The sequence below is a fragment of the Candidatus Parvarchaeota archaeon genome (assembly GCA_016866895.1).
Taxonomy (GTDB): domain Archaea; phylum Micrarchaeota; class Micrarchaeia; order Anstonellales; family VGKX01; genus VGKX01.
This window is the reverse complement of the sequence record VGKX01000023.1, coordinates 1-10681: the sequence shown is the minus strand read 5'-3', so window position 1 is coordinate 10681 and position 10681 is coordinate 1. Positions and strand designations below refer to the sequence as shown.

The window sequence follows — 10681 nt, the reverse complement described above, 5'->3', positions numbered from 1 at the left end:
ACTTGTGGCAAGCTCAATTGGCGAGGAGGGCCTGGATGTGCCAAGCGTAGATAACGTGATATTCTTCGAGCCGGTCGGCTCTGAAATCCGCACAATCCAGAGGCGGGGGCGGGCTGGGCGGGCAAAAGCAGGAAAAATTTACGTGCTAATCACAAAGGGCACAAGGGACGAGTCGCACTTTTGGTCCTCCCGCAAAAAGGAGGGGCGCATGGAGAATATTGTAAGGCAGCTGCAGGCAGGCATGCCACTTATTCACAGCCAAAAAGCAAAGGCAGGGCACTTGCATCTCCAGCCAAAAGGAAAAGAAAATTCAGGTGGCCAGGTTCCTCAAGGGACTCAAATACGAACCCAGGTTGCCCAAAAAAGCAGTCATCAGGATGCAAAAACCACAAGCCAGCATGATATCAAAATCGTGGCAAAAGGCAATGCCCAAGCCAGGCAGCCAAGCAATGCCCAAACAGAACCGGAGGGCATAATTAAAAAACTGGAAAGGAAAAAACAAAGCACGATGTTGGATTATTATTAGTGCTGCGCCTTTCCCACCAATTCCCGATAATCCAGCTAATAAAACTATTAATAATAACCAATATGCTCCTATTAAAAATCGGGCTATCATCTTTTGATTTGGTTTTCTAATGGCAAAAAAGTCAAAAAAAATTGGCAGCAAAGCGGCTTTCAACTCAAAAGCCACAGGGCAGCCAACCAAGATGCAGCAGGCCACATCGCCCACTGTGCCCTCGGGCTTCCAGGACTGGCACTCAATAGGAGAGAAGGAGGCCATTTCAAAGCTTGGCAGCTCCACATCCGGCTTAAGCGAGCTGGACTCACAGTCAAGGCTTGTGACATTTGGTCCAAACAAGCTTCCTGAGCAAAAACCAGTCTCTCCACTGCTGCTTTTTGCCCAGCAGTTCAAAAATCCAATGCTGATTCTTCTTGGCGTGGCAGCCGCAGTCTCATTTTTCACAGGCCACGCATACGACTCTATAGGCATTTTCTTTGCAATTTTGCTTTCAGCCATTTTTGGCTTTGCGCAGGAGTACAAGGCAGCCAAGGAACTTGATGCCCTAAAAAAACTTTCAGTTCCTTCTGCAAGGGTCATAAGGTCGGGTGTGGAAAAAATCATCCAAACACAGCTGCTTGTCCCAGGTGACATAATTATCCTCGATGAGGGTTCAAAAATACCTGCTGACTGCAGGCTGTTTGAATCCTTTGAGCTTTCCTGCGACGAGTCGGCGCTTACAGGCGAGTCGCTTCCGGTCAGAAAGTCGACATTGCCCTGCAGCCAAAAAACCCCTCTTGCAGAGCGCCACTGCATGCTTTACTTTGGCACTTCAACTGTTGCAGGCAGGGGCAAGGCGGTAGTCACAGGCACTGGGATTAACACGGAGTTTGGCAAGATAGCAAAGTCCCTGGAAACCACTGAGGAGGAGCAGACGCCGCTTCAAAAGAACATGGAAAAGCTTGGCGAAAAAATAGGCCTCTACTCGCTTTTCATTGTGGCGGCGTATTTTGCAATCGGGGTTTTCAAAGGTTTTGACGCATCAACGATGTTCATTTCAGCCGTGACCTTGGCAGTTGTCTCAATCCCGGAAGGCCTGCCGACAATAATAACAATCACCCTTGGGATTGGAATGCAAAGGCTTGCACGCCAAAATGCCTTGGTGCGAAAGCTGCCGGCAGTAGAGTCGCTTGGGTCAGTAACAGTGATTTGCACCGACAAAACAGGGACACTTACGGAAAACAGGATGACTGTAACGCAGATTTACACTTGTGCTGGACTGCTTGAAATGGATTCTATGCCCGGCAAGACTGCTGGCCAAAATACGACAGTTGGCGTGAAGGCTGCAAAGAGTCCAAGAGAACCAAATACAAATGCAGCGCACAAGCTTGCGCTGCAGGCATTTGAGGTTGCGGCACTGTGCAACAATGCAAGCGTGGTGCAAAAACAGTCGGGCGAAACAGTCCAGATTGGCGACCCTACAGAAAGCGCGCTTCTTGTAGGCGCACTTAAGGCAGGGTTGAATGTTGACAAGCTTAAAAATGATGCTTTCTTTGAAGGCGAATTCCCATTTGACTCAAAGCGAAAGCGCATGGCAACCGTGCGCCTGAAAGACGGCAAGCATTTTGTCTATGCCAAAGGCGCGCCTGAAAAAATCTTGGAGTCGTGCACAAGCATGCTTTCTGAAAAGGGAGTCGAAAAGCTTACTGGGGCAAGGAAAGCAGCGCTAGAGCAGGCGCACAACACCATGGCTGCAAACGCCCTGAGGCTCATCTCGGTTGCATACAAGGAATCTGCAAAGCCCCAGTCGCGGCTTCCGGTCACTGATGCGGAAAGCGGCCTTGTCTATGTCGGCACAATTGGCATGATTGACCCGCCGCGCCGGGAAGTCAGCCAGGCAATAAAAACCTGCCAGACTGCGGGAATCAAGGTAGTCATGATTACAGGCGACAACCTGCTTACTGCAAAAGCCATTGCGAAGCAGATAGGCCTCATACACTCTGATTCGCAGTGCACAAGCGGGCAGGAGCTTGATGGAATGTCGGATGAAGCCCTTGGACGGGTCGTAAAAGAAGTCTGCGTCTATGCAAGGACCAGCCCGCAACACAAATACCGCATCGTCCAGGCACTCATAAAAAACGGCGAAATTGTCGCAGTGACAGGAGACGGGGTAAACGATGCGCCAGCAATCAAAAAGGCAAATGTGGGCATTTCAATGGGTAGCGGCACCGACGTTTCAAAGGAGGCGGCGGATGTTGTCCTGACTGACGACAACTTTGCAACCATAGTAAATGCTGTTGCCTATGGCCGCAACCTGTTTGACAACATAAAAAATTACCTGCGCTTCCAGTTCTCCACTAATTTTTCCGCCATAATCACGATGCTGTGCGCCCCTTTGCTCGGCCTTGGCCTTCCCCTTTTGCCGCTCCAGGCCCTTTGGGTTAATATTATCATGGATGGCCCCCCTGCCCTTGCCCTGGGGGTTGAGAAGGCAAACCCTGGTATAATGGAGCGCAAGCCCGCAAAGCCAGGGGCCGGTTTTATCACTCGCAACCTTGTCTACAATATTGCCATTGGCTGCATTTTCATGTCGCTTGGCACCCTTGCCGTGCTTTATCTCGTCTCGAACTCCAAAACGGAGGAGGCACGCAGGACTGCGCAGACAATGGCCTTCACCGTCTTTGTGTTTTTCCAGCTTTTCAATGCCCTCAACTGCAAAAGCAGCACAGTCTCGCTTTCCAAAAACCTGCTTTCAAACAAGTCGCTTCTTGCTGCAACCGGCGTCTGCGCCCTTTTGCAGATTGCAATAGTCTATCTGCCACCAATGCAGGCAATATTCGGGACAGTCGCACTGCTGCCCTTTGAGCTAGGTCTTGCAGTCCTAATCTCGCTTGGCATCATTGCTGTTGGGGAGGCTACAAAAATTTTCATGCCAAAACTTATGGCATACTAAAAACCCGATAAAGTCGAATGCAAAATAAATGCAAACTACTGCAATCCAACTAACCGAGCTGTGGTATTAATGACAAAGTTTGCCGTAACTTTAGACAAACCCCTGACTTTTTCTGTCTTAAGTTGTGCTTCACAAATCGTCTCAAACCTTCGTGCTTATTCAAAAAAAACCGGAGTTAGCCGCTGCGTTCTTGGCCTTTCAGGGGGCGTGGATTCTGCAGCCTGCCTTGCCATTTGCGCGCAGGCATTTGGCCCAAAAAACGTCCTGGCGCTTTTGATGCCATCAAAGTTCACTCCAAAACTTGATGTGTCAGATGCGCTGCTCCTTGCAAAAAAATTCAAAGTCAAGATAAAGGCAATCGACCTCCAGCCTGCTTTGGACCTTCTTTACAACTCATCGCGCCTGAAGAAGGAAAGGGTTGCCTATGGCAACATGCTTGCCAGGCTTAGGATGGGCGTGCTTTATGCGCACGCAAACCTGTCAGGTGCCCTTGTAATCGGGACTGGAGACAAGTCGGAAATAACGCTTGGCTACTTTACAAAGTGGGGCGATGGGGCCTGCGACGTGCTTCCAATAGGCTCGCTTTACAAGACGCAGGTGCGCCTGCTTGCCCTTGCACTGGGAATCCCAAGGCAGATAGCCTTCAAACCCTCCTCCCCTAGGCTTTGGGCTGGCCACAAGGCGCAAAAGGAGCTTGGCCTTGGCTATGATAAAATAGACCAAATCCTGCACCTTCTTGAAAAAAAGAAGAAGGGGCAGGCTGAAAGGCTTTTTGGGAAAAAGGCAGTTTCTGTAATAAATAAAAGGATTGATTCCTCAAGGCATAAAAGAAGCCTTGCGCAGGCACTTTGACACTTTTAGCCCAGGCGCGCTCACGCAGTCCTCTGGCAGAATCCTCTCACACCTTCGTTTTTGATTTGCGCGCAAACCGTCTTGTCGTTTTTTGCATCTGCAACTTTCATGTAACACGTATCTTTGTTTTCGTCATTTTGTATCATGTTGCAAATTCCCTCGTTTTTTGTCTCCTCTGCAACCCTTGAAATGCAAAACGCCTTTTCATCCATTCCAAGCTCTCCTTTTCCAAATCTGAGGCCGTCGCAAATTGAAATGTCTTTTTTTGAGGCTGCAATTGCGGAAACGCAAGAGTACTTGTAACTGGTCAACTTGTCGCAAAGGGCCAAGTCTTCAAGTTTTCTTGCAAGCGAATCATAGCAGTAATCCTTTTCAAGCTGCCCTGAAGCCTGGGCGCAATACTCTTGATTCCCTGATACCAATGCCTTGCACGCGGCTGTTTCAAACGACCCCACTTTGTTTTTATTGCAAATCCCGACATCGCCCGTTTTCGTTGCAATGTAGGCAATGCACTTGCCCTTCACCAAGTCATCCGCATTGTCGCACACTGAGCTGTCAATTGAGGAATCATAAAGCTTGCTATAGCACCAGAGCCTGTAGCCAAAGCCAAAAACCATATCACAGATTTCAGGTTTTTTTTCATCAGCCGCGACTTTTGCAAGGCAGCTGCTCTTCTCGCCACTCACTTCGTTTAGCCCGCTGCACCTACCAGCCTTTTCCTGCCATCCTTCTTTCAATAAATTTTGCTGCGCGTCCTGCCTTTCATTAGCTTCAGGGGCTTTGATTTGTGCACTGTCGCCCGTTTCCTCGTTTTTCGCATTTCCAGTGCAGCCAAAAAGAAGAATTCCACTAACAAGCATTGTAAATATTATCCAGTACATGCGCTTTTCCATAACTTAAGTGCCTCTTTATATCTGTTAGAACTGCAAGTTCACCCTGCACTACACGCTGCAGGTGCCGGGGCCTTGAACTTGGAGCACACAAAAGCCTTTAGCTGGGGCTCTGGCATCTCCCCAACCCTGTAGTCGTTTTCATTTAGCACAAATGTCGGAAACCCTTGGAAATATCCTTTTGCCTGGTAATCCGTATAGATTTTCTGGGAATCGGGGCTTGAAGACCTGTCCGCCTCGTTCCACGCCCTTACCAAAAACCTGTCTTGTGGAAGCGTTGCCGCAAGTTTTGCAACATACGGTTTCATTTTTTGGCAGTGCGGGCACCAGTCTGCATACAGGTAATCAAGCGTCACTTCCTTTTTTTCCGACAGGCTCGGCTTTTTTGTAAATATGCCTGGCTCGCCTTCGCCAGTGCAGCCAAACAACATAAAGCCTGCAAAAACTGAAAGCGCAATCAAAACAAATGCCATTTTGCTTTTCATTAAACTACCTCCTGCCATTAACACCGGACTGGATTGCCTTTGCTTATGTTTCCACTCAGTTTTGCAACCTGTAGCTTTAAACCTATCTATTTTGTAGGGCATTAATCCAGGGCGTCCTTCTCAGGCAATTCTCCCACTGAAAGACCTCTGAGCACAAGCCTCAGTTTTTTGCCACGGCTGCAATAAGACTTCCTGTAGTGCCGTGTAATGCGGAAGGGTGGTAGTCTGCCTTTTGTTTTTATAGCAGCATTCGACTAAGCGGCCTTAAGGCCTTGCACTGCCGGCTCCCATCACAAAAGCCGTTTCATCCCAAACCATCCTGTCTCGTTTCCTCATCCTCATCCAGAAAGGCAGGGTGTCGTTTCTGTTCTTTTGCACCTTGATTGGTAGGCTGGTGCCTGCCAGGATTGAACTGGCTGCAGTGGGCATGACTTCCTCCCCGCAATTTCTTGCAGGGTCAGCTGCCCTCCCCTCCGCAAAAACGGCATATAAATTGCCTATTTTAAGTATAAAAAACAGGCGGTATGCCAAACACCGCCATATTGCCAAGCATTGCCGGAATTGCCAAAACCCTGATTTGCCAACGCTGCCGGAATTGCCAAAACCCTGATTTGCCAAGCATTGCCGGAATTGCCAAAACACACTTTCCTTCCGATTGCTGCCTCTTATAAATGATTATATCCTTTGCCTTGGCAATCTTATCATGGAGGGCACAGAACGGCACAGGCTAATCCTTGAAACCTTGTCAGTCCTTGAGGCAAGCGGCTACCAGGCATTCTTTTCAGGACTTCCAGGCTGCTTTGACATAGCTGGAAGAAAAGGGCAAAAAACAGTCCTAATCAAGGTGCTTGAGAACATTGACGCATTCCCCATGCAGCATGCAAAAAGCCTTGAATCAATTTCCAACATACTTGGCGCAATTGGCATTGTGGTCGGGGCAAAAAGCAAGGAATTCGCCCTTGCGCAAGGTGTTTTGTATCTTCGCCATGGCATTGTTGCAATCTCCCCCCTTACCATGCAGCAGTTCCTTGAAGGCGGGGAATTCAATGAAAAAAAATTCAAGAAAACCCTTGTCAAAATCAACCAGTCGCTTCTTGTCCAGGCAAGGAAAAGCAAAAATCTTACAACAAGCCAGCTTGCCCGCGCCTGCGGTCTTTCGCACGATACAATCTACCGCTACGAGCGCAGCCTCACCCTTGCAAGCCCCAAAAACGCGGCAATCATTGAGCAGTTCCTTGGGCTGCCGTCAAAAGCCCTTCTGGAAAAATTCACTTCCAGTCAAAAACCGATTAATGGTCTTGTGCGAGGAGCATATGGAAGTACCTATGACTTTTATGGCTTTACTTCAGTGAACCTAGATGGGCCTGCCGACATGGTGGGTGCAAGCTTTGGCAAAGACGCAAGAAAGCAAGGGCTTTCAAGCCCAAAAACCGCCAAAGGTCAAATCAGCTCAATCATCGCAGAGAGGGACAGGGACATGCGCACCCTTGAGCGCAGGGCCGAAGTGTTTGACCAACTATCTCAAATCATTGGGGCACACCCGTGCTTTTTTGTCAAATCCTGCACAAAGCCCAGGGTGAAAAGCATTCCGGTCATTACCAAGTCAGAGCTTTCGGGCATAAGGACGAAGCAGCAGCTTATGGCGCTGATTGGCGGAAAGACAAAAAACTGATGGAAAGGAAACATGGGGCACTGCCCCAAAGCCCTGACAAACCACCAGGGGGGGGGAATCTCTGTTTCTCCTTAATGATTTAGCACCTTGCAAAAGTTGGCATATTTATAAACTTGTTTCTTCAATACCAAACCCACTTTGCTTGTAGTGGGAGCAAACCAGCCGCTACGGATGTTCTGATTTGCCCCGGCAATCCAAAAAACCAGTTTAGAGGTGGGAGAGTGGAAAAACAAAACGACCAGAGCCATGCCACGCTTATTGGCGTGTCTGTCATCTTGGCTGCGCTTCTTATTTCTGCTTCATTGTTCATGACAATGGGCCAGGTAAACGATTCGCTCAAAAAAATCGGCACGCTTGGCGCCGCAAATCCGGGCACGGGCGCCAACAATGGCGGCGGCTCAAACAACCCAGTTGTCAATCCACCAACCAACCCACCAACCCAGGGCGGAAGCAACGGCAACGTTGCGCCAACCGCAATACCGATAAAAATCTCGTTCGAAGGCAAGCCAGTTAAAGGAGTTCAAAATGCAAAAATAAAGATTGTTGAATATTCTGACTTTGAATGCACGTTTTGCAGCAGGGCACTCCCGGCAGTAAGCCAGGTGCTTGACCAGTACAAGGGCAAAATAGGGCTTTACTACAAGCAATTCCCCCTTACCCAAATCCACCCAAATGCACAAAAGGCCGCCGAGGCGTCAGAATGTGCATCAGACCAGGGCAAGTTCTGGGAGTACCACGATAAGCTGTTTGAAAACCAAAATGCCCTGGGAATCGCATCGCTCAAGCAGTATGCAAAGGACCTCAAGCTTGACGAGGCAAAATTCGCAGCCTGCCTTGATGGCGGCTCAAAGGCCACAGCCGTCTCAACAGAGCAATCCGAGGGCGTTGCATTCGGGGTCGGAGGCACCCCCTCGTTTGTGATATTCTCAGACAACAAGAGCCCTGCAATGCTTTCGGCCCTTGGAGCTGTGGTATCCAAATACAAGCAGCAGTATGGGCCTAACTTCAGCATTGATGTTGTCCAGGTGAATGGCGGCGGTTACGGCATATCGTTCTCAGGTGCGCTTCCACTTGAAACATTCAAGGGCATCATCGAGCCGATGGCAGCCTAAACATGCAAGCTTAGCATTTAGGCAAATGAGGGCCTGCGCCCCTTTTTTCTTCTTTTATTTTTTCTATTCTTCTTTTGCCTGCTCAATAAAGACCTTGCCGCCGCTGCCTTTCAAATATACCGAATTAGAGTACTCCTGCCCTGTCAGCTCCACGCCGCAGGCTACAAGCATCGTTGCCTTGGCATCAGAAAACCCCAGGCTCAGGCTGCCTTTTCCGCCTCTCTGCCCTCTTCCAATTCCTATGCCTTCAACAGTCGCGTCTTTTTGTTCAAAGCCAAGCCAAAATAAGTTGGGCAGTCCTTCAACAGTCCGTGAGTTGGAGCCGCCAAGCAGGCAAATCTGGTTTGCGGCCCCTGCAATGCTTTCAGCAGCCGCCTGCGCAACCGAAGCCCTTGCCTGCCTTTCAAACCTGATTTTTGCGTCATAGAGTACGGAAAGCGAAATTGCCAATGCGGCAAGGGCAATAGCCAAAACGAGCAAATATTCAAGTGAAGCCTGGGCCTTCACGGCAATTCCTCCATACAAAGACAGCCTCTGGCCATTATGGCCAGCCAGCAAAAATCCTGGAGCTGGCTTTGCCTTCCCGCACATGCTTGTGCACTGGCTTATTGGCAGACTGAATTTATGCATCTGCCTGACTGGATGCCTGAGCAGTCCGAGTCTGTTGTGCATGCTGTGCAAGTGCCTGTTGACCTGCAAATCTCCTCAAACGTCTTGTTTGCGCTTCCGCTTGCCACGCTGCTTGCAGTCTTGCCTGCCGAAAGCATCGAGTTGGCAACAAGCAGCACCACGGCAAGGATTACTGCAAGCAAAATAAGCATTTCAGCGGAAAGCTGCCCTTTTTTCCCTCTGGTTGTGCCTCCCATGGTAAAAAATAGCAGCTTGGGGTATTTAACCCTATCCTGCCCAGCCAGGCCTTTGCCAAAGCTTTCGCCAGCTTGCCTTCTTCCAATCCAGCTACCTGATATAGCTCAATTCCTTTGCACTTGAGCCTGGCATTGTCTCCTTTTGCTTTGAGGCTTCCTTTTCCATCTTCTTCATGAAAGCCTCGCCTTCCTTTGCCCTCTGCTCAAGCTTTGCTGGGTCAATTTTTACCCCAAGAAGCCTTGAGAGCACTTCCAAAAGGGCCTGCGCTGCCCTGGCATCAACATACCCGCCGTGCGTCTCGCCCATTATGCAAACTCCCTTCATGCCCCTGAACTTTCCCATTCCAAGCAGCAGGCCGGCAGCCCCTATAATGGAGCCGTGGGATTTTCCAAATACCATGCCGGCTTTCTCATGCGCCGGTATAATCTCCTTATGGGTCGCGGAGCCAAACACCTGGGGCTTTTGGGGCGCCTTGCCTGTCCCATACCCTCCAAGCGTGTAAATCAGCTTTCCGCCCTTTTTCTCAAAATAATCAAGCATCTTGCCGCAGATTTCATACTGTGCCTCTGAAGTCACTGCCTGCACATCGCCGACAAGTATTAGCACGTCGTTTTTCTTTCCAGGTATCAAATAAAACTTGTTTTTGAGCATTCTCATTATCCCGTTTTTCTGCATCAGCACCTGGTGCGGGAAATGCGGCGAAACAAGCTCTGCGACTTTTTGGGCCTTGAACTCCTTTATCATGTGGTCTGCCGCAAGCTTTCCTACAAGGCCGATGCCTGGAAGCCCCTCCACCAATATTGGGTTTTTCATCTTCACGTTTTTTTTCTGGTAGATTTTAGTTTCAATCATGGACCCATCCCCCGCTGTTTTTCTCTGTCCATTCCAAGTGCCTTAAGGCAGGCTTTGTTTATCCTACTTCCTGCATCCTCCTGTATTTTGCATACTTGTCAGTTATCTTGAATTTTGGCGGATGGGCTGACTTGGTCTGAGCCCCGCAGTGCTCCTGCTTCATGGTGTAGCTTTTGCACAAAGCGCACTTTCTCAGTTTTTTCATCCACACTCCTGCCCGTGCCGTTTTTTTATGTTACTTATTTCCGCAATCCAAATAAAAATCCCTAAGTTTTGGTATGGCTTGCAAGCCATTGCCGCAAGCTGCCTGTCAGGTGCCCTCTTTTCGCGACCCGTGGCGCAAAACTCAAAATTAGCTTTCTTCCTTGAGCTGCTCAAAGGACACAAAAGTGTTTTTGTCAGCCATTTTCTGGATTGACTCAACAATGCCCTCCATTGCCTTTTGGGCGGCCTTGAAGTCCTGGGCGCTTACCTCAATCTGGTAGCGCGGCGCGCCAAG

General features: G+C 49.3%; 11 protein-coding genes and 1 other RNA gene. 5 read left to right on the top strand and 7 right to left on the bottom strand.

Going from position 1 to position 10681, the window contains the following annotated elements:
• From FJZ26_01705 to FJZ26_01695, 3 genes are all read left to right on the top strand, one after another.
• Positions 1–526: hypothetical protein (locus tag FJZ26_01705; GenBank protein ID MBM3229120.1), on the top strand; the 526-nt coding region annotated here is incomplete at its 5' end.
• Between the two features lie 109 nt (positions 527–635).
• Positions 636–3452, top strand: coding sequence for a cation-transporting P-type ATPase (locus FJZ26_01700; protein ID MBM3229119.1), 2817 nt, complete (start codon positions 636–638; stop codon positions 3450–3452).
• A gap of 69 nt (positions 3453–3521) precedes the next feature.
• Positions 3522–4304, top strand: coding sequence for an NAD+ synthase (locus FJZ26_01695; protein ID MBM3229118.1), 783 nt, complete (start codon positions 3522–3524; stop codon positions 4302–4304).
• Positions 4305–4324: 20 nt separating this feature from the next.
• Here the strand turns inward: FJZ26_01695 and FJZ26_01690 are convergent, their stop codons facing one another.
• The 3 genes from FJZ26_01690 to rnpB form a co-directional block, all read right to left on the bottom strand.
• Positions 4325–5197, bottom strand: coding sequence for a hypothetical protein (locus tag FJZ26_01690; protein ID MBM3229117.1), 873 nt, complete (start codon positions 5195–5197; stop codon positions 4325–4327).
• A 38-nt stretch (positions 5198–5235) separates the two neighbouring features.
• The gene (locus FJZ26_01685; protein MBM3229116.1) at positions 5236–5781 is read right to left on the bottom strand and encodes a hypothetical protein; all 546 of its coding nucleotides are present in this window, start codon (positions 5779–5781) and stop codon (positions 5236–5238) included.
• 107 nt (positions 5782–5888) lie between these two features.
• Positions 5889–6156, bottom strand: an RNA gene (gene rnpB, locus FJZ26_01680) — RNase P RNA component.
• A gap of 226 nt (positions 6157–6382) precedes the next feature.
• Between rnpB and FJZ26_01675 the strand changes: the two genes are divergently transcribed.
• Positions 6383–7351: a helix-turn-helix domain-containing protein gene (locus tag FJZ26_01675; GenBank protein ID MBM3229115.1), complete on the top strand. Its 969-nt coding sequence runs from the start codon at positions 6383–6385 to the stop codon at positions 7349–7351.
• Positions 7352–7572: 221 nt separating this feature from the next.
• Positions 7573–8463: a DsbA family protein gene (locus FJZ26_01670; GenBank protein MBM3229114.1), complete on the top strand. Its 891-nt coding sequence runs from the start codon at positions 7573–7575 to the stop codon at positions 8461–8463.
• Between the two features lie 63 nt (positions 8464–8526).
• Here the strand turns inward: FJZ26_01670 and FJZ26_01665 are convergent, their stop codons facing one another.
• The 4 genes from FJZ26_01665 to FJZ26_01650 all read right to left on the bottom strand — a co-directional run bounded on the left by FJZ26_01665 (position 8527) and on the right by FJZ26_01650 (position 10387).
• Positions 8527–8943 (bottom strand): hypothetical protein, encoded by a 417-nt coding sequence (locus tag FJZ26_01665; protein ID MBM3229113.1) that lies wholly within the window; start codon positions 8941–8943, stop codon positions 8527–8529.
• Positions 8944–9068: 125 nt separating this feature from the next.
• A complete protein-coding gene (locus tag FJZ26_01660; protein ID MBM3229112.1) occupies positions 9069–9329 on the bottom strand; it encodes a class III signal peptide-containing protein in 261 nt (86 codons plus the stop codon).
• 91 nt (positions 9330–9420) lie between these two features.
• Positions 9421–10182 (bottom strand): proteasome assembly chaperone family protein, encoded by a 762-nt coding sequence (locus FJZ26_01655; GenBank protein ID MBM3229111.1) that lies wholly within the window; start codon positions 10180–10182, stop codon positions 9421–9423.
• A 58-nt stretch (positions 10183–10240) separates the two neighbouring features.
• Positions 10241–10387 carry a ribosome biogenesis protein gene (locus tag FJZ26_01650; protein MBM3229110.1) on the bottom strand — a complete coding sequence of 49 codons (147 nt, stop codon included), beginning with the start codon at positions 10385–10387 and terminating at the stop codon, positions 10241–10243.
• Positions 10388–10681: the final 294 nt, after the last annotated feature.